The following is a 22,328-nucleotide window of genomic DNA, read 5'->3' as shown; positions in this document are numbered from 1 at the left end:
AATACTCATTTTTTAAAGAGGGCAATAAAGTAAGGCTTCGAAATATCCATAGAAGGTAAAAAGTAGTCGTAAAAAATAGATTAATAACGGAGGGATAAGATGAACAGAATCAACCTTATTTGTCTTGGTGTTAGTAATATACAGAAAGCGCTGGCTTTTTATAAAAACATCGGTTTCAGAACATTCGAGAAGGATAATAATCCACCGATTGTCTTTTTTGATACGCAAGGAACTAAATTGGAACTGTATTCGATCGATAGTCTGGCCAAGGATATAAATGCGGACAACCCATCCATTATCACGAATAGTGGATTTAGTGGAATAACTTTGGCAATTAAACAGTAGTTACTTTCAAGATCTTGATGGCTACTATTGGGAAGTTGCGTATGGACCTAACTGGAAGTTTGATGATCAGGGCATGCTGATCATCGAAGAGGAAAAATGATTTTTTCAACAGATAAGAGAATTTTTATATATTTTTGGGTCAGGTTATCAAAGAAAAAGGGAAGATGTAACGAAAGAAGAACTAGATTTGATGTAGAAAGAAATGGAAGCAATGGAATCCAATAATAATAAAAAAAGTACGGTAGACATAGAGAGTTTCCTTAAAATCATCGATCTGATGACCAACTTGAAAATCCACTATTGGGTAGAAGGGGGCTGGGGTATCGATGTCCTCATTGGCAAGCAAACAAGGAAACACAGAGATGTTGATATTGATTTTGATGCAGCTTTTGAGGGGTTATTGATTAAAGAACTAGAGAGTTTAGGGTATCGAATCACTATGGATCAGCGCCCAAGCCGTGTCGAATTGCATCATCCGATACATGGAACTATAGATATCCACCCATTTATTATTGCTGAAGATGGAGAGATGAAACAGGCGAATCCAGAGGGGGGTTGGTTTGAGTTGCAGACGGATTGGTTCACGGATAGCGTGTTTGAAGGAAGGACGATTCCTTGTGTTTCTGTTGCAGGACAAAGATTGTTCCATGATGGATATGATTTGCGGGATATCGATATTGCTGATTTGAAAAATTTAAATGACGCTTTTCCGCATTGAAAAACATAGTAAAAAGAAGTTGGCGATTGTGAGGACCCGCCTGAACAACACTAAGAATAGCTAATTTGGAAATGGTATCGTATCTTAAAAAAGATTCCACAAAGTAAAAACCTGTTTTTTAGTATGGTTGTATCCATTCAATACAAGGATGAATCGAGTAAATCCAATAGAGGTCGAGACAAAAGTCGTTCAGGTTTGAGAAATTGAAAAAAAACGAACAATACGTTTTTTGTATTGTTCGTTTTTTTTTTTGAAATTTCCGAAAAACTTGATTTTTGGACGCCGTTTATTCGCGAGTCTGTAGCAAACCTGATTTTTAGATTTGTCCCACGCTCTATTTTGGTTTATTTGAAGTAGTGCTCCTTTGAACTGACCAATCGATCAAATGATTTTATTTAGAGAAAAAATAAGTGATCGATTGAGTAGAGTTTGCGTATTTAATTAGTAGATGGGCGAAACTAGCATGAAAATGAAGAATCTCATCTGGAAAATGAGAACGTGGAAGCAACAATACTTGTTCTTCATTCGCAAATAAATGATCGCCATCGATCGTTCGAGCCACCAACCGATAGTTAGTGAATAGTTGCTCGAAAAATAGGGTATCAGAAGATTGGTCAGCCATTGTTGAAAAGATACTATTTTTTAAATGCGGTAGTGGGGGAAAGAACACTAATTCTTCGAAAGCATCGATTTGTTTTTTTCTTAACCATTCGAGTGTCTCGTCAAGGGAATATTTTTTTTTGGATAACTGCTCAAACAGAATAAACACCTACTTTTTATTTGGGATAACTACTTTGAAATCGATCGTTGTGTTAGGTGCCAGTCCTTTTGCCTCTAAAATGATGATTTCCGGGATCAATTCTTGTCCTGAATATTGAGGAATCACACGGTAGCGGATCGTTTCCCCTTTATTCAAAGCATGACGAATTTTTAATTCATAATAGTTCATATATGGATCATTTACAGGATACTGATATAAAGTGACCAAATTTTTAGGGTCATCACCGCTACCACCAAACTGTTTTGCGATCAAATGACCACGGGAATGATCGTATTTTGGACCAGAGATGAAACCAGGTGGGCGTATTTTTCGATTAGCACTGGTTCCAGTATTGATCATTGCTTTTTTCAATAAAGCTTCTGCGCCAGTTGGTCGTTTCAAATGATCAAACGGATCGTAGCTGATCCAGCCTTCTGACGTATCCTTTAGCTCGCTGTTGGTAAAAGTGGCAGGACCTGATTCTTGAGGCCCACTGTTGGTTCCCACGGGTTTTAAGTCTGCTTTAGTGGGTAATACAGAACTTCGGTGTCCAATTGAACTATCCGTGATTTTCGTATTCTCAGATACTTGATTTTGCGAAGTATCGTGAGCGGATGGATCAAGTCCATACCAGCTGGCTGCACCAACGATCAGTAGGGTGACCAATGTTCCCCACAGTTTAGTTAAGTTTTTCATTTTTTCACCTCGATTATTAGTATAAACGATAATCAAATACAGGCAAAGAAGAACACGAAGAACAAATAAATCGATGTTATTTGCGAAAGAAGCTATACAGTAAATTCTTCTATTGGTATGATAGACGTAGAAGATGAAGGAGGCGAGAAAATGATAGGGGGAGTGTCAATAGAAGTTATCTATTGGTATACCTTATTGGTGTGCGCTGGAATAGCAATCATTCTAGTCGTTTTTGGAGATGTATTTGATTTTGATGGGCCGATTGACCCGATGCTTATCGTTCCTTGGTTGACGTTTACTAGTTTGTTTGGTTTTTTAGGAGAACGTTTAACACCGTTGCATTCCGTACTGATACTTATTATTAGTGGCGTTATTGCAACCGCTTTAGTTTTTTTGCTTAATTTTTACGTGCTGATGCCGATGAAGAACGCTGAATCGACCTTATCTGCGTCCGAAAAGACATTAGAAGGGCAAATGGCTGAGGTGGTCACACCGATACCGGTAAAAGGAATGGGTGAGATCAGACTAAAAAGTGTCACTGGTTCGATCAGCCGACCTGCCTGTTTTTATGCACCACAAGATTCACCTGCTGAAAGTGGCGAACGAGTACTTATTATTGAAGTGAAAGATAGGGTCTGTTACGTCACACCTTATGAAGAGATGTTAAAAATGTAAAGGAAGTGTATTGGATGATTGTACCAGAGATTTTTGTAGTAATAGGTGTTGCAGTGTTAGTGTTATTGATGTTGTTAATTGTTTTTGTCGCAAAATACCAAACAGCTAAACCAGATGAAGCGCTGATCATCAGCGGTAGTTACTTAGGAAGTAAAAATGTCCATACCGATGACAGCAACAATAAAATCAAGATCGTACGAGGCGGAGGAGCGTTTGTTTTACCTGTGTTTCAGCGTTCGAACCGCATCAGTTTGCTTTCTAGTAAACTGGATGTATCCACGCCAGAAGTCTACACGGAACAAGGGGTCCCTGTGATGTGTGATGGGACTTCGATCATCAAAATAGGTTCATCCGTAGAAGAAATCGCTACTGCTGCTGAACAGTTTTTAGGCAAAACAAAAGAAGAACTAGAAAATGAAGCACGAGAAGTATTAGAAGGACATCTGCGTTCGATCTTAGGTTCAATGACTGTGGAAGAGATCTATCAAAATCGTGATAAATTTAGCCAAAGTGTTCAAGAAGTCGCCTCAGTGGATCTAGCAAAAATGGGGCTGATCATCGTTTCCTTCACAATCAAAGAAGTACGAGACAAAAATGGATACTTAGATTCTTTAGGGAAACCAAGAATCGCTCAAGTGAAGCGTGATGCAGATATTGCCGAAGCCGAAGCGTTTAAAGAAACGCGTATCAAAAAAGCTGAAGCAGAAAAAGAATCACAGGCTGCTGAATTACAACGACAAACTGAAATCGCTGAAGCGTTGAAAGAAAAAGAACTGAAACTTGCTACTTACAAACAAGAACAAGATATAGCAAAGGCCAAAGCAGACCAAGCCTATAATTTGGAAAGTGCACGCGCGCAACAACAAGTTATTGAACAAGAAATGCAAGTGAAAGTCGTTGAAAGACAAAAACAAATCGAATTAGAAGAAAAAGAAATCATCCGCCGTGAAAAGCAATATGACTCAGAAGTGAAGAAAAGAGCAGATGCAGACCGTTATGCCAAAGAACAAGAAGCTCAAGCTCAAAAAGCCAGAGAAGTAGCAGAAGCGGAAGCTGAACAGTTCCGAGTAGAAGCGTTAGCACAAGCCGAAGCGAATCAAACACGATTGGCAGGGCAAGCCGAAGCGGAAGCAACGTTAGCCAAAGGAAAGGCAGAAGCCGAAGCAAAACAAAAAATTGCAGATGCTTTCAAAGAATATGGAGAAGCTGCTGTGTTGAGTATGGTGATCGAAATGTTGCCACAATTGATGCGAGAAGCTGCGCAGCCTTTAGGGAATATCGAAAAGATTTCTGTAGTGGATACAAGTAGCGGTACTGGAGAAAATAGCGGGGCGAATCGAGTAACAAGTTACGCAACGAATCTTTTATCATCCACTCAAGAAACATTAAAAGAAACGACTGGGTTAGATATCAAAGACATCATTGAGAACTTATCCAATCGCGGAACGATGAAACAAGTCAATCTATACGATACAAAAGCAGACTCAGAAGAATAACATCGAATAAATGGATAATGAAAAAACTAGTGCTCTATCTGACAGAGATTCCCTTTATCTTTAAAGAAATCTTTAGGGATATCTGATGGGGAGACACTAGTTTTTTATATGTATTACTGGTCAAGATGATTGTTTTGTTTCTTGATCTGTTCCTCGACTTTTGCTAGATCCTCACGCAGTCGTTCTTCTCTTTTTTTTAGTTCAACAAGGTCTTCTGCTAATTCTTCTTTCTTCTCGATTTCTGGCGGGCGCAAGAAGAAATTGATTCCGATTGCAATAAATGTTCCGATAAAAGTATCTAGGACTCTCTGAATGGCATACAAGGAAGATTCACCTTGCGGAATACTTAAAGAAATCAAAAGTAGCGTAGAGATGGCGGAAATGATACCTGAATTATTATCGATTCCGTCAGATACAACGATGACAACGATAACTAAAAGAGGAAGCAAAAAAAGTTCTACGAGAAAATCATTGTGAAAATAGTTTTTGACAAAAAAATAGAAAATCCCTAAGAGTCCCCCTAATGTATTGCCGATGATTCGTGAACGGCCAAAGGAAACTGTAGTAGTCAAATCTTGTCTTAATGAGAAAACAGCAGACAAAGCGGCGATCATAGGAAGGCCGCGATTAGATACATGAAAAAACAAAATACATAAGAAAACAGCTAAAGCAGTTTTTGTGGTTCGCATACCGAGGCGAAAACGACCAAATTGCATAGGGTGATCTCCTTATTCTCCTTTTTAATAGGATAACTAATTTTCGGGAAGATTGCTAGTGTTTCGTTGTTGCTTTTAGTATAATCCTAAGAAAAGGAAGAGGTGACTTATGCGTATTGGATTACGAACAGTGAAAACGGTTTTGAGCAGTATGTTGTCGATGGCGGTTGCCCATGCCTGTTCCTTGTTGTTTTGGCCCTCAGCAGGGATTATTGCATTATTGAGTGTTGGGAATACGAAACGGTCGACTTTGTACACAGGCATCTATCGAATCACGGCCTTTATTCTTGCTACATTGGTTGCTTTTATTAGTTTTTCTGTTTTAGGATATACGATTCTAGGTTTTGGGTTATTTTTATTGTTGTTCATACCTGTGACAGTTTATTTTAAATTGACCGAGGGAATCGTTGTCAATTCAGTATTAGTTACACACTATTTAAGTGAACAAAATATGAGTTGGTCCTTGATTGGCAACGAAGCAGGGTTGATGGCAATTGGCGTTTTATTTGCCCTGATTGCAAATATCTATATGCCGAATACCAAACGAAGACTTCAAGAAAAACAATTGGTGATCGAAGAAAGATTTCGCATGATCTTAAAGAATATGGCTCAGTTTCTTCTTTCAGGTGAGCAGATAGAGAATGAAAAAGACTGTGAAGAGTTGCTTGTTTTTATTCGTACCAGTCAAACAGATGCTAGAACACACCAAGAAAACTTTTGGTTGAAACAGACACAATATTATGAGACTTATTTTTCGATGAGACGTGCGCAAGTGAATGTGATTAGAGATATGCAGGATACGCTTCAAAGAATCAAACGCCCAGATTTATATGGCAAACATATCTATGGTTTATTGATCTATACTGCAGAGACTTTTTCTGAAAGAAATGATGGGAAAGAGTTGCTAGAACGAATTGAAGCAGTGTATGACCTATATCGTGGCATGCCATTACCAAAAGATCGATTAGAATTTGAGGAACGTGCAGAGTTATTCCAATTTCTACAATCTTTTAAGAGTTTTATTGAAATAAAAGCAGAATTTTCGCAACAAGTTAGTTTTTAGAAGAGAAATCACTGGATAACAGACGGAGAAACAGTACATTTTTAGGTGGATCACTAATGTGGCTTGATTTTTCTAAGCTTTATGGAGACGCGCAAAAAAGAAAACCTCCAGTTTTTGTTGTACCCAATGTGGAACAGAAGCGATATACGCGACAGTTGGGTTTATTGATACTGGAGGTCCATATTTTTAATGTGTGGTAGAGCCTACTTTTCTTTTTCCCAAAGTTTTTGCATGTCATCGAGGATAGCGATGACATCTTTCGTTAAGAAAAGTGATTTGTTAGGGCGCTCACCGGCGATTATTTTAGTCATATTTTCAATTTCATAGTTCATTGCCTGTGCAGTATAACCACTTTCAATCCATTCTTTGGTGCCATCGTTATAGGTTATTTCTGCACGATCAGCACGAGGGTAATCGGTGATCGTTAAGTAACCATTCTCAAAGGCAACGATCCCAACTTTCGGCATTTTTGCTTGGAATGTAAGACTGATCGTCGCCATTTCATTTTCTTTGTTCCTTAAAAGAGTGACAGACTGTTCATCGACGCCAGTCTTAAAGGGAACCATGCTGGATGCGATGACTTCTGGTTGAGAACTTAAAAAGAAACGAGCGAAGGACACAGCATAGGTACCGATATCTAACAAAGCTCCACCAGCAAGTTCTGGATTAAAAAAGCGATTGGTTGGGTCGGGTTCTTTGTAACTGCCAAAGGGTGCTTGGATCATTTTTAACGCTCCTAGTTTTTGGGAGTCGATCAAGGAGCGTAATTGCTGATAAAGTGGCATATTGAAAATGGTCATAGCTTCCGCTAAAACTAACTGCTTTTCTTCTGCCAATTTCATGGCTTCTGCTAATTCATCTTTATTCATTGTGATTGCTTTTTCGCACAAGACGTGTTTATTTGCATGCAGTGCTTGCAAAATATTGTCGATATGCTGCCGATTAGGAACAGCGATATAAATGATATCGATTGCTTCATCATTCAAAAGTTCTGCATAACTGCCATATGCTTTAGGAATAGCGTAGCGTTTGGCGAAAGTTTCTGCTTTTTCTAATGTTCTTGAGGCAACCGCTGCCAATTCGCTCGTTTCTTGTTCAAAGCTGTTGGCAAATTCATGGGCGATCGAACCTAGACCGACGATGCCCCATTGATACTTTTTCATACTTCAAAACTCCTTCTCGTGTTATATTTAATAGAGAGTCTTATCATTTAGCACTCTGTGTTTCCTGACTTGATTATAGCAAATATCTCTTTGTTTTTTCAGTCAAAACACTTTAGTAAGAAAGAATAAAGAAGTAGTGATTTTTTTAGGAATTTTAAGTAAAATAAATTAGAGGAGGAGATTATCGTGCATCAAGTATACGTTGATCTTATTATTAGTGTATTACTCGAACAATTCGAGACAGAAAAGAATTTTTTAGATGATTATTTACTGATTAGCGAGGAGCAGTGGCAAGGTTGGAAAACTGGAGAAAAGAATCTTCCTTCTGAAGCCATGCAAAAGATCAAAAATCTCTTTACAGATTATGAATGGATGCTGACACAAAAGATTTTACGTCAGACGATCATTTTCCCTGAAAAAAGGACGACTGCTGTAGCAGAATATAAACAAATCAAAACGAGGATCGCTCAAAAATGGTTAGGAGCAGGGATCGCTAAAGTAGAATTGATCCCGTTGAAAAATGATCAATATCTCAGTCGGTTTCTTGACTTGAAAGTAAGTATTAACTATGATGAATGGGGTTATGATGACATCTTGAATTTCCGTCTGCCTGCTGATATCCAAAAGCAGATCGAAGGAGAAAAGGTGGAACTCCTGGATTGGGTAAACGAAAATTTAGAAGAAACTTACGTTCATGAAAAGGAAGAACCAAAAGAAGAATGAAAGGATTTTTTAATTGAATAAAGTATTAGGATTTGCAGCGGTCGTGATCATGATCGGGGCTATGGGGTATGTCATAGTCAGTGAGCAACATACATCAACTGCCGTAGAAGCTGAAAAACAAACAACGGAGAAAGTTCAGACAACAACTTCATCCAGTAATGAAAAGAAGACAAGTACTTCAACTAAGAAAACAAAAAATAACCTACCAGATGTTAAGGCAGAGGACTGGGAGTTGATTCTTGTTGGACCCGATCATAAGCTCGATCAAGAAATTGATGAAGCAACACAATTGACTGCTTTAGACAATGGGTATATGATCGATAAACGCATCAAAGCAAATTACGAGGAACTTGAGAAAGCAGCTGAAGCAGCAGGGTTTCCGTTAGTGATGGTCTCGGCTTATCGTTCAGTTTCCTCTCAACAAGCTGTCTTTTCCCAAAATGTACAACAAGTGATGAGTAGTAAAGGTGTTTCTGAAGATGAAGCAACAAAGATCACAAAGCAGACGATCACAGTTCCTGGGTATAGTGAACATCATACGGGGCTGGCTGTCGATGTAGTAGATCACAATTGGTACAACAATTATACTTCTCAACTGCTAGACGCAAGTTATGGCGACCAGCCAGGTGCGAAATGGATCGCTGAGAATGCGCCGAAGTTTGGGTTCATCGTTCGATATCCAAAAGATCGTCAGGATATAACGAAAATCACTTATGAACCATGGCATTTGCGTTATGTAGGAAAAGAAAGTGCGGAATATATCACGAAGCATGATCTGACGTTGGAAGAGTACTTGGATCAATTGAAAGAAAAATAGGAGTATCCGATGACCAAAAAAAAATGGAAAAAGCAAAAGCGTAAAAATGTCCGTATTATTGCTGTTGTTTTGGGTGGCATATTGATCATGATGGCTTTTGTTCTTTCTTTACGAAGTTTGTCCACACCTTTTTCAGATCAACCACAAGAAACTGAAGCAAAAAGCCATCAACAGTTTATTGATCAGCTTGCTCCTCATGCGAAAGAATTACAAAACGGTTATGGAATCTTGCCTAGCATTATTTTAGGACAAGCGATCCTTGAATCGAATTGGGGAAAAAGCACCTTAGCTAGCGAATACCACAACCTTTTTGGGATCAAAGCATACGGGGATCAAAAAAAAGTAAATCTAGAAACCAAAGAATATGTGAATGAAGAATGGATCACGATCCAAGGCGATTTTCGCGTATATGATTCTTGGGAGCAATCGATGGATGATCACACACAACTTTTTGTGAATGGCGTGGACTGGAACCCTGCATTATACGAGAAAGTAATTACAGCAACGAATTATCGTGAAGCCGCACAAGCACTGCAAGATGCAGGGTATGCGACGGACCCGACCTATGCACAAAAGATCATTCAAGTCATTGAGACATATCATCTGGATCAGTACGATCAATAACAGTCAAAAGGAAGTGGCACTATGGCGGAACAATTTATTCCGGAGATCATGACAGAATTACGTAAAGATATCGTAAAAGTACCCGAAGTAATCATGGAAGCAAGTGGAATCAAGATTTTTGGGAAATTGATCCGCTCCATCATCTTTACCACAGATATAGCAATTGTCAGAAATACAAATGCAAATGCGGTCATTGCCGTCTATCCATTCACCCCACATCCAGCAATTACTAAAAGTATTATTGAAGCAGCAGATATCCCAGTATTCTCTGGAGTGGGCGGTGGTCTTACTCAAGGTGCGCGGTCTTCTTATATGAGTCTGTTTGCTGAAGCGCAAGGTTCCCTCGGGGTAGTACTTAATGGTCCAACGCCATTAGAAACAGTCCAAGAAGTATGCCAAGTGGTGGATATTCCTGTAATCAGTACGGTTACATCGAAATATACAGAAATCGATGAGAAGCTTGAAGCAGGAATCACGATCATTAACATTAGTGCAGGAAAAGAAACTGCTGAAACAGTCAAATATTTTCGAGAAAGATACCCAAAGTTGCCTATTATAGCTACAGGAGGGCCGACTGAAGAAAGTATCAGAGAAACGATAGAAGCAGGTGCCAACGCAATTACGTACACTCCGCCAAGTAATGGTGAGCTATTCAGTCGGAAAATGGAAAAATATCGAAAAATCGAAAAAAATGATCAATCTTGACATTCCTAAATAAAGTTGGAAACAAAAAAGAGTGGGATAAACAGTCTTTATTGCTTCTGACTTTATTTTTTTAGTTTGATCTTTAAGAAAACCCGAACAAAATCGACGTTCAAAATTAGAAATATTAGATTTTAGAAAAAAACGATGAAACTTGGTTGTCAGTTTCAGAAACAAATGTTAGACTATTTTCAATATTTGAAACATAACAGTCGTTCAAGTACTTGGATGACTACGAAAAAAACTATCTTGATTTATCCGCCTATTTTTGGCATTTTTCCTAATAAAAGTCAGAAAAACGATTGTTTGATCGTGTAAGAGCTAGCGTGTGTTTCGTTCTAGTAGTTGGTTATAATTGTTTTTCTGATCATCCTCTACTTATATATCGTCATGATAAGGTTGACAGTATCTAGCCAGTACCGTAAATACTGGACTATAAGTAAAAGAGTGTTTTGTACACCCTTTTTTACTTATCGTTAAGTAAAAGGGTGTTTTTTATTCACGCTGAACCGAGCGGAAAATAGGAATAATTGGAATTTTCTGTGAAAAGTGGTTATTTTTGTATTAATAAATGAAAAAGGAGCAAATAAAGTGAAAGAATTAGTTGAACGTATTCAAAAAGATGGACATGTTTTGGGTGAAGGAGTGTTAAAAGTTGATAGCTTTGTCACACACCAAGTCGATCCAGTATTGATGGAACAAATGGGACAACGTTTTGCAGAAGTATTCAAAGAACAAGGGATCACAAAAGTAGTAACGATCGAAGCTTCTGGTATCGCCCCAGCTTTATTTGCGGCAAAAGAGTTGAATGTACCGATGATCTTCGCCAGAAAAGCGAAAAGCTTAACAATGGATGAAGAATTACTAACAGCATCTGTTTATTCATTTACGAAACAAGTAACCAGTACGATCTCTATTTCTCGTAAGTTTTTATCTGCAGAGGATAAAGTATTGATTATTGATGACTTTTTGGCGAATGGACAAGCGGCAAAAGGGCTGATCGAACTATGTCGTCAGGCTGGAGCTGAAGTCGAAGGTATTGGCATCGTCATCGAAAAATCTTTCCAAGATGGTCGTCAATTATTGGAAGAGATGGGATTAAGAGTTGTTTCACTTGCGCGGATTGCTTCTTTATCCAATGGGCAAGTCGAATTTCTTGAGGAGGACGCATAATCGTGGAAAAAGAAACACAAAATGGCAAAGCCGCTGTCCTAGGCTTACAACATTTACTGGCGATGTATGCAGGTGCTGTAGCTGTTCCATTGTTGATCGGTACAGGCTTAGGGTTTAATCAAGAACAAATGACTTATCTTATTTCCATCGATATCTTTATGTGTGGATTAGCCACGCTGCTACAATTGACTGTCAACCGCTTTTTCGGTATTGGCTTGCCAGTCGTGCTAGGATGTGCGATCCAAGCAGTGGCACCCTTGATTTTGATTGGTAGTAGTAAAGGTGTTGGTGCCATCTATGGTTCGATCATTGCTTCGGGGATCTTCGTTGTTTTGATTGCCGGTTTCTTTTCTAAAATCAAAAAATTATTTCCGCCGATCGTTACTGGAACAGTTATCACTGTTATTGGGCTAACATTGATCCCTGTTGCTATTGAAAAAATGGGTGGCGGGGATTCAGCTGCCTCAAACTTTGGCGATAAAACGAATTTGTTATTAGCGTTTGTGACCATCTTATTGATCGTGGGGGTTCAAATGTTAGGAAAAGGCTTCGTTCGTTCGATTGCTGTCCTGATCGGGTTAGTTGGTGGTAGTCTTTTAGCAGCGTTCATGGGATTGATCGATTTGAGTGCGATCGGTCAAGCACCATTATTCCATGTTCCGCAACCTTTTTACTTTGGTAAACCAACCTTCGATGTTTGGTCGATCCTATTGATGATCATCATTTCAATGGTCAGTATGGTTGAATCAACAGGTGTTTACTTTGCATTAGGGGATATTACAGGCAAAAAAGTCGGAGAAGAAGAATTGAAAAAAGGATATCGTGCAGAAGGTCTAGCTGTGATTTTGGGTGGGATCTTTAATACATTTCCTTATACTGGTTTTTCTCAAAATGTTGGTTTAGTTCAACTTTCAGGTATAAAAACTAGAAAACCAATTTATTTTTCTGCCTTTTTCTTGATCGTATTGGGTCTGTTTCCTAAAATCGGTGCATTGGCACAGATCATCCCTGAACCAGTATTGGGTGGCGGCATGCTTGTTATGTTCGGTATGGTTGCTGTCCAAGGAATCCGTATGTTATTAGAAGTTGATTTTACAAATGATAAAAATCTTTTGATTGCCGCAGTTTCGATTGGGTTTGGCCTAGGTTTCAATATCATGCCGAACTTATTCAGTCAGTTGCCTGAAACAGTACAAATGTTTACAGGAAACGGTATCGTCATGAGTAGTGTAACTGCCATTATTCTAAACTTGATCTTTAATGGGTTCAAAAAAGATGAAGAAATACTGGAAGAAGCGATAACAAGAAAAAATAAATAGAAAAGATCAAATATAGAGGTTGGGACAGAAGTGTTTAACTCCGAGAAATAAGAAGAAATTCACGAAAATTGCTTTTCAAATTTTTGTGAATTTCGCTTATTTCCGAAGGAGTTGCTTCTGCTCCCACCGTTTATTCGGAGTTAGAGTCTGTGGCAAAACTGATTTTTAGTTTTGTCCCACGCTCTATATTTTTGCTCTAGATAAAACACGAACGATTTTGCAAATCATTTAGATAATATTCGAAAATTCTTTGACAACAAAAAAACTCATTGCTAAAATATGGATGTAAAAGAGAGAGAGGAGAAAGACATGAGTGCAACGGTTTCTGTGATTATGGGAAGTACCTCCGATTGGGAGACGATGAAAAATGCTTGTGACATTTTGGATGAATTCGAGATTCCTTACGAAAAAAAGGTGGTGTCTGCACATCGGACACCTGATTTGATGTTTCAATATGCGAAAGAAGCACGTGAGAGAGGGATCAAAGTGATTATTGCGGGGGCAGGTGGTGCTGCTCATCTACCGGGGATGGTGGCTTCTCAAACGACACTACCAGTTATTGGTGTGCCGGTACAAACACGAACATTGAATGGATTGGATTCGCTACTATCGATTGTTCAGATGCCTGGAGGAGTACCAGTTGCAACGACGGCAATCGGAAAAGCAGGGGCAATTAACGCTGGACTACTTGCGATAGAGATGCTTTCAATGTATGATTTAAAGTTGGAGGCTAAATTGGCGCAACGACGCTCAATGTTAGCAGAAACTGTTATAGAAAGTAGTGATCAACTTGGTTAAACCTTTGTTGCCTGGATCAACGATCGGGATCGTCGGTGGCGGTCAGCTTGGCCGCATGATGGCGATCAGCGCGAAAGAAATGGGCTTTAAAGTAGGTGTTCTTGATCCTGTAATTGATTGTCCAGCTGCACAAGTGGCAAATTGGACGATTCAAGGAACCTACGATGACACGTTTGCACTAGAAGAACTTGCTAGAAGAACAGATGTTATCACTTATGAATTCGAGAATGTCAGTGTCGAAGCACTTAATGCGATTTTACCAATGTCATTTATCCCCCAAGGAACGGATCTATTGGCTATCACACAGGACCGGCTGTTAGAAAAGTCCTTTTTGGAAACAAACAACATCGTCATCGCTCCTTATGCGACAATCGTTAGCCCAACGGATATCCAAGATGCAATTGACGGGATCGGGTATCCTTGTGTATTGAAAACAACGCGAGGAGGATACGATGGAAAAGGGCAATATGTATTGAGAAGTCGTACAGATCTTGCTCCAGCGATGGATCTGTTAAGAGAAGGGACTTGCGTATTGGAAGCATGGATCCCTTTTGAAAAAGAAATCTCGATCATGGTAGCAGGGAATGGTCAAGGCGAATATAGTACATTTCCAGTAGTTGAAAATATCCATCGTAACAATATTTTACACGAAACGATTGCACCAGCTCATGTTTCTAGTGAAGTAATCGAAGAAGCAGAGCGGATCGCTCGAGTAATTGCCGAAGCAGTGAGCTTGTCGGGCGTTCTAGGTGTCGAGTTGTTTTTGACGAAATCAGGTGGATTATACGTGAATGAACTAGCACCACGTCCGCACAATTCAGGACATTACTCCATCGAAGCTTGTTCGATGAGTCAGTTTGATGCCCATATCCGTGGAATTTGTGGTTGGCCATTGAGTGACAAAGTTCGTTTGCTCAGCGATGCAGTCATGGTAAACGTATTAGGAGAACAACTGCTTGAAAGTTATCATCTCATCGACAAGAAGCCTGACTGGCAATTTCATTTTTATGGGAAATCACAAGCGAAAAAAGGACGTAAAATGGGACATATCACCATTTTGACTGAAGATATCCAACAAACATTGGATGAAATAAAGAAAACCAATATTTGGGATTAAAGGAGAATAATTGATGCTAGAACGTTATACACGACCTGAAATGGGCAATATCTGGACAGAACAAAATAAATATCAAGCATGGCTTGAAGTGGAGATCTTAGCTGATGAAGCTTGGGCCGAATTAGGAGAAATCCCTAAAGAAGATGTACAAAAAATCAGAGAACATGCTTCATTCGATATTGACCGGATTTTAGAAATCGAAAAATCGACACGTCATGATGTTGTGGCCTTCACACGTGCAGTTTCGGAAACGTTAGGTGAAGAGAGCAAATGGGTCCATTACGGATTGACAAGTACAGATGTTGTCGATACAGCTTATGGCTATCAGATCAAACAAGCAAATGATATTTTAAGAGAAGATTTGAAACGTTTTACAGCAATTATTGGCGAAAAGGCAAAAGAACATAAGTTGACAGTCATGATGGGGAGAACGCATGGGGTACATGCTGAACCAACGACTTTTGGTTTGAAATTGGCTACTTGGTATTCTGAAATGAAGAGAAATATCGAACGTTTTGAACATGCTGCCAAAGGAGTGGAAGCTGGCAAAATCTCTGGCGCAGTGGGTACATTTGCCAACATCCCGCCTTTTATCGAAGAATATGTTTGTGACAAGTTGGGTATTCGCCCACAAGAAGTGTCTACACAGGTTTTACCACGGGATCTACATGCAGAATATTTTGCAACAATGTCCTTGGTTGCAACGAGTATCGAGCGTTTTGCGACGGAGATACGAGGATTGCAAAAATCTGAGACACGAGAAGTAGAAGAGTTTTTCGCTAAAGGTCAAAAGGGGTCCTCTGCAATGCCTCATAAGCGAAACCCGATTGGATCAGAGAATATGGCTGGGTTGGCGAGAGTGATCCGCGGTCATATGGTCACGGCGTATGAAAATGTATCATTGTGGCATGAAAGAGATATCTCACATTCTTCAGCAGAACGCATCATTTTACCTGATACGACGATCTTATTGGATTATATGTTGAATCGTTTTGGGAATATTGTTAAAAATCTAACGGTTTTCCCTGAAAATATGAAACGAAATATGTCTGCTACATTTGGCTTGATCTATAGCCAACGTGTCATGCTCAAATTGATCGACAAGGGTATGACAAGGGAAGAAGCTTATGACTTGGTGCAACCAAAAACGGCATATGCTTGGGACAACCAAGTACAATTCCGTCCGCTATTAGAAGAAGATCCAGCCATTACTTCGGTTTTATCGAAAGAAGATATCGATGATGCATTTGATTACCGTCATCATTTAAAAAATGTGGATGTGATTTTTAAACGGGTAGGATTAGAATAAACAACGAATAGTTGAATATAAAAAAGTTACTGCAGTGCTACGATCACTAGATCGATTGTGAACTATCAGAATAACCAAAAAGGGTACGACAAACGGATTGTCGTACCCTTCTTTTGTATTTATAACTGTAAGGTTCAAAAACTACGCGTAAACAGCGTGATCTCCATAAGCAAAATGTTGTGTATGAAGTAGCTGTAATAATTCTTCAATAAAAGTATAAGTGAATTCTTGTTGATCGTAGGTTACTTGAATTCGATAATGGTTTTTAAAAAGTCTTTGTTCATGAATTTGGCAGATGACCAAATGATGCTTCGTGTTTGTTTGGAACTGAAACGTTCTTTTACGGCATTCCGTTCGTCGTTTAGCCGCACGGCGGATTTTACGGAAGGTATAAAAGCTCGTATCTTTGTTACATAAATAGACATCTTTGATTGAGAGCAAGTCATTATACAGACGGGCTTTCTCTTCTGGTGATAATTCCGATAAAAAACGTTTGGCATAGGTTGACTCTTCCATTCAATTACCTCCTTGAACAAAGTATCCAAGTTTATTTAATTCTACTATAGCACCATTTTTTATCTGTGTAAACGCTTGTCAAGATTTTCCATCAGCTTTAAAAGATAAAAACACGAACATTAGATAATTTTAATGGTGAAAATGTACATATTTTTATTGATTGATCTGACAAGCCTTGTTAAAATCAAAAGTGAAAACACGAACAAAAAAAGCGGTTTGCTGATGAACGTAAAGTAACTAAGGAGATGGAACTGTGGATAAGAGAGATTTGCTCTATGAAGGAAAAGCCAAGAAAATGTATCGTACTAGTGATGAAGAAGTGATTTGGATCGAGTATCTCGATCAAGCTACTGCGCTTAACGGTGCAATGAAAGATGAGATCGTTGGTAAAGCAGAACTGAGCAATCAGATCACAAGTAAGATATTCAATTATCTAAACGACCAAGGTATTGAGAATCATTTTATTAAACAACTATCAAAACACGAACAATTAGTAAAAAAATTAAATATCATTCCTTTAGAAGTAGTCGTGCGTAATGTCGCTGCGGGGAGCTTTTCTAAACGTTTGGCGATACCAGAAGGACAAAAGTTACCTCAGCCTATCGTTGAATTTTATTACAAAAATGATCAACTAGATGATCCATTTATCAATGATGAACATGTTTTGTTTTTGAAGGTAGCAACGATGGCGGAAATTGCTGAATTAAAGGAACAAGCAAAACGAGTGAATGATGCTTTAGTACCATTGTTCAAACAGATCGGCTTACAACTGATCGACTTTAAATTGGAATTTGGCAAAACCAGTGATGGAACTATTCTTTTAGGAGATGAGATTTCTCCTGACACGTGTCGCCTTTGGGATCTAGAAACGGAAGCCCACATGGACAAAGATGTTTACCGCCGAAAAATCGGTGAGATCGTTCCTGTATATCAAGAAGTATTGAATCGCTTAGAAAAAATCAATCAATAAAAAAACAATGGGTAAAAGGAGAAAAGCACATGTATTTTGTAAAAGTCTATGTCACCTATAAAGATTCTGTTTTAGATCCTCAAGGAGAAGCGGTCAAGAATGCCGTTCATCGTTTAGGGTATGACACTGTAGAAGAGATTCGAATCGGCAAATACTTCGAGATCCAAGTCTCTGCAGAGAAACAGGCAGTTGAAGAAACGATCGAAGCAATCTGTGACAAATTGTTGGCGAATGTCAATATGGAAACGTATCGTTATGAAATCGAACAATTGGAGGAAATCTAATATGAGATTTGCTGTGGTCGTCTTTCCTGGATCAAATTGTGATGCAGATATGTTATGGGCAATACGTGAAATCATGGGTGTCGAAGCCGATTACGTTCGTTATGATGAAACTTCATTAGCAGGTTTTGATGGTGTTTTGCTTCCTGGTGGATTCTCCTATGGCGATTACTTGCGTTGTGGAGCGATTGCCCGTTTTTCATCGATCATGGAAGAAGTGATTCGTTTTGCCGATGAAGGAAAACCAGTTTTTGGTACCTGTAACGGTTTCCAAATATTGACGGAAGCAGGCCTGCTTCCAGGTGTCTTGAGAAGAAATGATTCTTTACGCTTTATCTGTAAGTCAGTACCGTTAAAAGTGAATAACCAGACACCTTTTACTTCGGAATATGAGGCCGATGAAGTCATTCAGTTACCTGTAGCACATGGGGAAGGAAATTATTTTTGTGATGAAGAGACCTTACAGGAATTGAAAGAAAACAATCAGATTACCTTTACTTACGCTACTGAAAATATTAATGGTAGCGTAGCAAATATCGCAGGTATCACGAATAAAAAGGGGAATGTACTAGGTATGATGCCTCATCCAGAAAGAGCGATGGAAGAATTGTTGGGTTCAGAAGATGGAAAACGATTTTTTGCTTCAATGATCAAGAACTTTGGAAAGGTGACTGTTTGAAATGAAAACATTAAGTGAACCAAGTGCTTTAGAAATCAAAGAGAAAAAAATCTATTCACAGTGGGGATTGACTGATGAAGAATATCGCATGATCGAAGAAGATATTCTAGGAAGAATGCCTAACTATACAGAAACAGGTTTGTTCTCTGTGATGTGGAGCGAACATTGTTCTTATAAAAACTCGAAGCCCATCTTACGTAAATTCCCAACAAGCGGTCCGCAAGTTTTACAAGGTCCTGGTGAAGGGGCTGGGATCGTTGATATCGGTGATGGTCAAGCAGTTGTTTTCAAAGCGGAAAGCCATAACCATCCTTCAGCAGTTGAACCTTATGAAGGTGCAGCTACAGGAGTTGGAGGAATTATCAGAGATATTTTCAGTATGGGCGCACGACCAATCGCCATTCTAGATTCATTGCGTTTTGGTGAGCTAGATAATTCTCGTACGAAATATTTATTAGATGAAGTTGTAGCTGGTATCAGCGGTTATGGAAATTGTATCGGTATCCCAACTGTTGGTGGTGAGATCGCTTTTGACCCATGTTATGAAGGGAATCCATTAGTTAACGCAATGTGTGTAGGCTTGATCGATCACCAAAATATTCAAAAGGGACAAGCTTCAGGAGTCGGGAATTCAATCATGTATGTTGGTGCAAAAACCGGTCGCGATGGTATCCACGGTGCGACATTTGCTTCTGAAGAGTTCAGTCAAGAAGAAGAACAACAACGCTCAGCTGTTCAGGTAGGCGATCCATTTATGGAAAAACTTTTATTAGAGGCTTGTTTAGAACTTGTTTTAGATCATGCCGATATCTTAGTGGGAATCCAGGACATGGGGGCTGCTGGCTTGGTTTCTTCAAGCTCTGAGATGGCGTCTAAAGCAGGTTCAGGTTTGGTGCTGAGTTTAGATGATGTCCCACAACGGGAAAGCCATATGACACCTTATGAGATGATGCTTTCTGAATCACAGGAACGGATGTTGATTTGTGTTAAAAAAGGTGCAGAAGCACAAGTGAAAGAGTTATTTAAAAAATATGATCTGGATGCTGTGACGATCGGTAAAGTGACAGATGATGGACTTTATCGTCTATACCATCATGGGGAAGAAGTAGCGAATTTGCCAGTGGATGCGTTGGCAGAAGACGCACCAGTCTATGAAAAAGAAGCAAAAGAACCTGCTCGGATCAAAGAATTCAAAGAATTAGGGCAATATCAGCCAGTAATTACTGATCCTAACGAAGTATTACTTGATCTATTACGTCAGCCAACGATTGCTTCGAAACATTCGATTTATGAAACGTATGATTCACAAGTACAAACGAATACAGTGGTCAGACCGGGAAGTGATGCGGCAGTTTTACGGATTCGTGGGACAGAAAAGGCATTGGCGATGACTACTGACTGTAATGCTCGCTATATCTATCTGAATCCTGAAATCGGTGGGCAGATCGCTGTAGCAGAAGCAGCAAGGAATATCGTTGCAAGCGGTGGGCAACCACTAGCAATCACAGATTGTTTGAATTATGGCTCTCCAGATAAACCAGAAGTATTCTGGGAATTAAAAACATCTGCTGAAGGTATCTCTGAAGCGTGCAAAGTATTAGGAACGCCCGTTATTTCTGGAAATGTTTCTCTCTATAACGAAACAGATGGTCAAGCAATCTATCCAACGCCGATGATCGGAATGGTCGGCTTGATTGAAAAACAACAGAATATCACGACACAAGAATTCAAAGAAGCGGGGGATCTTATCTATCTGCTTGGTGAAACTTACGAGGACTTCAATGGCAGTGAACTCCAAAAATTACAATTAGGAAAAATCCAAGGAGATATCGAACACTTTGATTTGACGATTGAAAAAGAGAGCCAACAAATAGTGTTAGCAGCGATTAAGGCTGGAGTAGTCGCAAGTGCGCATGATTGCGCAGAAGGCGGGGTGGCTGTTGCCTTGGCAGAAGCAGCTTTTCCTAAAGGATTCGGCTTAGACGTACGGACGACAATGACAACAGCACAACTGTTCTCTGAAACACAGTCAAGATTCGTTTTGACGACTTCGTCAGAGAATAAAGCAGCTTTTGAAACAATCGTAGGCGAAAAAGCGACATTGATCGGGCAGGTAACCACGGAAAAAAGAATCACCATCCAAGCTTCTGATGGAAAAATCGATGTGGCTACTCAAGTTGCCTACAGAAACTGGAAGGAAGCGATCGAATGCCTTATGAAGTAAAGAGTTTAAATGAAGAGTGCGGGGTATTTGGCGTATGGGGGCATTCAGACGCTGCGAGTATCACTTACTTTGGTCTTCATAGTTTGCAACATCGTGGGCAAGAAGGAGCCGGGATCGTATCGAATGATCAAGGGAAACTGTTAGGTCATCGAGATCTCGGATTGCTTTCGGAAGTGTTCAAAGATCAAAGAAAATTAAAGGCGTTATCGGGTGAGGCTGCGATCGGCCATGTCCGTTACGCAACGGCGGGAAATGGAAGTGTCGATAATATCCAGCCTTTCCTATTTAAATTTTATGATCAGTCAGTTGGTCTAGCGCACAATGGTAACTTAACGAATGCACGATCACTACGAACAGAATTAGAAAAAGATGGAGCGATCTTTCATTCTAATTCTGATACAGAAATCCTGATGCATTTGATACGCCGAAGTGGTGAGCAGACGTTTCTTGGCAAACTAAAACATGCGTTGAATGAGGTGAAGGGTGGTTTTGCTTATCTTTTACTGACAGAAGACGCCATGATTGCGGCTCTTGATCCTAACGGGTTTCGTCCGCTTGCGATTGGACAAATGAAAAATGGTGCATATGTGATTGCTTCGGAAACTTGTGCTCTGGAGGTAGTGGGTGCCAAGTTTGTGCGTGACGTTCGTCCAGGAGAAATCGTGATCATCGATGATTCAGGTTATCGTATCGAAACGTATACAAAAGATACGCAACTAGCTATCTGCTCAATGGAATATATCTATTTTGCGCGCCCCGATTCCAATATTGCAGGGATCAATGTCCATACAGCGCGTAAGAATATGGGACGGAATTTAGCAAAAGAAGCGTTAGTCGATGCTGACATGGTAGTTGGTGTTCCTAATTCATCTTTGTCTGCTGCTAGCGGCTATGCTGAAGCAAGTGGTATCCCTTATGAAATTGGTTTAGTCAAAAACCAATATATTGCACGCACATTCATCCAACCAACCCCTGAACTGAGAGAACAAGGTGTCCGAATGAAACTCTCAGCAGTTCGCGGTGTGGTCGAAGGAAAGAGGATCGTGATGGTCGATGATTCGATCGTTCGAGGAACGACTAGTCGGCGGATCGTTCGTTTACTGAAAGAAGCAGGGGCGAAAGAAGTCCATGTCCGGATTGCTTCACCACCATTGAAATATCCATGTTTTTATGGCATCGATATCCAAACAAGAAAAGAGCTGATTGCAGCGAATCATAGTGTAGAAGAAATCAGACAATGTATTGAAGCTGACTCACTTGAATTTTTAAGTGAAGAAGGATTGATCCAAGCAATCGGTCTAGCGGAGGATGCTCCATATTCTGGTTTGTGTATGGCTTATTTCAATGGAGATTATCCTACTCCACTCTACGATTACGAAGAAAAGTACCAGGAATCATTAAAAGAAAAAGTATCGTTTTTTTGATTATTAAGGAGGACACGAAC

General features: G+C 39.6%; 23 protein-coding genes, 1 pseudogene and 1 riboswitch. Of the genes and pseudogenes, 19 read left to right on the top strand and 5 right to left on the bottom strand.

The window, feature by feature from the left end; all coding sequences use genetic code 11:
• The first annotated feature begins 99 nt into the window (after positions 1 to 99).
• Positions 100 to 445 (top strand): annotated as a pseudogene (locus ED2_RS01015) (VOC family protein).
• Positions 446 to 556: 111 nt separating this feature from the next.
• Entirely contained in the window at positions 557 to 1,063 is a 507-nt protein-coding gene (locus ED2_RS01010) for a nucleotidyltransferase domain-containing protein (protein WP_016176776.1), read from the top strand.
• Positions 1,064 to 1,454: 391 nt separating this feature from the next.
• Here ED2_RS01010 and ED2_RS01005 read toward each other — a convergent pair whose 3' ends face one another.
• A complete protein-coding gene (locus ED2_RS01005) occupies positions 1,455 to 1,832 on the bottom strand; it encodes a hypothetical protein (RefSeq protein ID WP_005876427.1) in 378 nt (125 codons plus the stop codon).
• Positions 1,833 to 2,519, bottom strand: a complete 687-nt coding sequence (locus ED2_RS01000; protein ID WP_016176775.1) for a DNA/RNA non-specific endonuclease — start codon at positions 2,517 to 2,519, stop codon at positions 1,833 to 1,835. It lies immediately after the preceding gene.
• Positions 2,520 to 2,669: 150 nt separating this feature from the next.
• On the opposite strand from ED2_RS01000, the gene ED2_RS00995 reads away from it, so the two are divergent.
• On the top strand, positions 2,670 to 3,194 hold the full coding sequence (locus ED2_RS00995) for an NfeD family membrane protein (RefSeq protein WP_016176774.1): 525 nt from the start codon (positions 2,670 to 2,672) through the stop codon (positions 3,192 to 3,194).
• Between the two features lie 14 nt (positions 3,195 to 3,208).
• The gene (floT, locus tag ED2_RS00990; protein WP_005876432.1) at positions 3,209 to 4,690 is read left to right on the top strand and encodes a flotillin lipid rafts scaffold protein FloT; all 1,482 of its coding nucleotides are present in this window, start codon (positions 3,209 to 3,211) and stop codon (positions 4,688 to 4,690) included.
• Positions 4,691 to 4,803: 113 nt separating this feature from the next.
• On the opposite strand, the gene ED2_RS00985 is transcribed toward floT, so the two are convergent.
• Positions 4,804 to 5,406, bottom strand: coding sequence for an FUSC family protein (locus ED2_RS00985; RefSeq protein WP_005876434.1), 603 nt, complete (start codon positions 5,404 to 5,406; stop codon positions 4,804 to 4,806).
• A 109-nt stretch (positions 5,407 to 5,515) separates the two neighbouring features.
• Between ED2_RS00985 and ED2_RS00980 the strand changes: the two genes are divergently transcribed.
• A complete protein-coding gene (locus ED2_RS00980; protein WP_016176773.1) occupies positions 5,516 to 6,469 on the top strand; it encodes an aromatic acid exporter family protein in 954 nt (317 codons plus the stop codon).
• A gap of 203 nt (positions 6,470 to 6,672) precedes the next feature.
• Here ED2_RS00980 and ED2_RS00975 read toward each other — a convergent pair whose 3' ends face one another.
• Positions 6,673 to 7,632: a Gfo/Idh/MocA family protein gene (locus ED2_RS00975; protein ID WP_016176771.1), complete on the bottom strand. Its 960-nt coding sequence runs from the start codon at positions 7,630 to 7,632 to the stop codon at positions 6,673 to 6,675.
• Positions 7,633 to 7,818: 186 nt separating this feature from the next.
• Here ED2_RS00975 and ED2_RS00970 point away from each other — a divergent pair, with 186 nt between their 5' ends.
• From ED2_RS00970 to purB, 9 genes are all read left to right on the top strand, one after another.
• The gene (locus ED2_RS00970; protein WP_005876441.1) at positions 7,819 to 8,355 is read left to right on the top strand and encodes a hypothetical protein; all 537 of its coding nucleotides are present in this window, start codon (positions 7,819 to 7,821) and stop codon (positions 8,353 to 8,355) included.
• Positions 8,356 to 8,368: 13 nt separating this feature from the next.
• Positions 8,369 to 9,172: a M15 family metallopeptidase gene (locus ED2_RS00965; RefSeq protein WP_005876442.1), complete on the top strand. Its 804-nt coding sequence runs from the start codon at positions 8,369 to 8,371 to the stop codon at positions 9,170 to 9,172.
• A 9-nt stretch (positions 9,173 to 9,181) separates the two neighbouring features.
• Positions 9,182 to 9,796, top strand: coding sequence for a glycoside hydrolase family 73 protein (locus ED2_RS00960; protein WP_016176770.1), 615 nt, complete (start codon positions 9,182 to 9,184; stop codon positions 9,794 to 9,796).
• Positions 9,797 to 9,817: 21 nt separating this feature from the next.
• Positions 9,818 to 10,501: a beta/alpha barrel domain-containing protein gene (locus ED2_RS00955; RefSeq protein ID WP_005876447.1), complete on the top strand. Its 684-nt coding sequence runs from the start codon at positions 9,818 to 9,820 to the stop codon at positions 10,499 to 10,501.
• 355 nt (positions 10,502 to 10,856) lie between these two features.
• A riboswitch (purine riboswitch) is annotated at positions 10,857 to 10,954 on the top strand.
• A 135-nt stretch (positions 10,955 to 11,089) separates the two neighbouring features.
• Positions 11,090 to 11,671 carry a xanthine phosphoribosyltransferase gene (locus tag ED2_RS00950; RefSeq protein ID WP_005876449.1) on the top strand — a complete coding sequence of 194 codons (582 nt, stop codon included), beginning with the start codon at positions 11,090 to 11,092 and terminating at the stop codon, positions 11,669 to 11,671.
• A gap of 2 nt (positions 11,672 to 11,673) precedes the next feature.
• Positions 11,674 to 12,990: a nucleobase:cation symporter-2 family protein gene (locus ED2_RS00945; RefSeq protein WP_005876451.1), complete on the top strand. Its 1,317-nt coding sequence runs from the start codon at positions 11,674 to 11,676 to the stop codon at positions 12,988 to 12,990.
• Between the two features lie 309 nt (positions 12,991 to 13,299).
• Positions 13,300 to 13,788: a 5-(carboxyamino)imidazole ribonucleotide mutase gene (purE, locus tag ED2_RS00940; RefSeq protein WP_005876453.1), complete on the top strand. Its 489-nt coding sequence runs from the start codon at positions 13,300 to 13,302 to the stop codon at positions 13,786 to 13,788.
• On the top strand, positions 13,781 to 14,905 hold the full coding sequence (gene purK / locus ED2_RS00935; RefSeq protein WP_005876455.1) for a 5-(carboxyamino)imidazole ribonucleotide synthase: 1,125 nt from the start codon (positions 13,781 to 13,783) through the stop codon (positions 14,903 to 14,905). Before purE ends, purK begins: the two co-directional genes overlap by 8 nt.
• 13 nt (positions 14,906 to 14,918) lie before the next feature.
• Positions 14,919 to 16,214, top strand: a complete 1,296-nt coding sequence (gene purB / locus ED2_RS00930; RefSeq protein WP_016176769.1) for an adenylosuccinate lyase — start codon at positions 14,919 to 14,921, stop codon at positions 16,212 to 16,214.
• Between the two features lie 141 nt (positions 16,215 to 16,355).
• On the opposite strand, the gene ED2_RS00925 is transcribed toward purB, so the two are convergent.
• On the bottom strand, positions 16,356 to 16,730 hold the full coding sequence (locus tag ED2_RS00925) for a hypothetical protein (protein ID WP_005876458.1): 375 nt from the start codon (positions 16,728 to 16,730) through the stop codon (positions 16,356 to 16,358).
• A 253-nt stretch (positions 16,731 to 16,983) separates the two neighbouring features.
• Here ED2_RS00925 and purC point away from each other — a divergent pair, with 253 nt between their 5' ends.
• Genes purC through purF form a run of 5 tightly spaced genes read left to right on the top strand, consistent with a single transcriptional unit; the run spans position 16,984 to position 22,308 of the window.
• On the top strand, positions 16,984 to 17,700 hold the full coding sequence (gene purC, locus ED2_RS00920; protein WP_016176768.1) for a phosphoribosylaminoimidazolesuccinocarboxamide synthase: 717 nt from the start codon (positions 16,984 to 16,986) through the stop codon (positions 17,698 to 17,700).
• A 29-nt stretch (positions 17,701 to 17,729) separates the two neighbouring features.
• Positions 17,730 to 17,984, top strand: a complete 255-nt coding sequence (gene purS, locus ED2_RS00915) for a phosphoribosylformylglycinamidine synthase subunit PurS (RefSeq protein WP_005876462.1) — start codon at positions 17,730 to 17,732, stop codon at positions 17,982 to 17,984.
• Between the two features lies 1 nt (position 17,985).
• On the top strand, positions 17,986 to 18,660 hold the full coding sequence (gene purQ / locus ED2_RS00910; protein WP_016176767.1) for a phosphoribosylformylglycinamidine synthase subunit PurQ: 675 nt from the start codon (positions 17,986 to 17,988) through the stop codon (positions 18,658 to 18,660).
• Position 18,661: 1 nt separating this feature from the next.
• Positions 18,662 to 20,884, top strand: a complete 2,223-nt coding sequence (gene purL / locus ED2_RS00905; protein ID WP_016176766.1) for a phosphoribosylformylglycinamidine synthase subunit PurL — start codon at positions 18,662 to 18,664, stop codon at positions 20,882 to 20,884.
• On the top strand, positions 20,869 to 22,308 hold the full coding sequence (purF, locus tag ED2_RS00900; protein ID WP_005876468.1) for an amidophosphoribosyltransferase: 1,440 nt from the start codon (positions 20,869 to 20,871) through the stop codon (positions 22,306 to 22,308). Before purL ends, purF begins: the two co-directional genes overlap by 16 nt.
• Positions 22,309 to 22,328: the final 20 nt, after the last annotated feature.

It is taken from the genome of Enterococcus durans NBRC 100479 = LMG 10746, from assembly GCF_001544215.1.
In the GTDB taxonomy this organism is placed as follows: domain Bacteria; phylum Bacillota; class Bacilli; order Lactobacillales; family Enterococcaceae; genus Enterococcus_B; species Enterococcus_B durans.
This window is presented reverse-complemented; position numbering and strand designations above follow the sequence as displayed.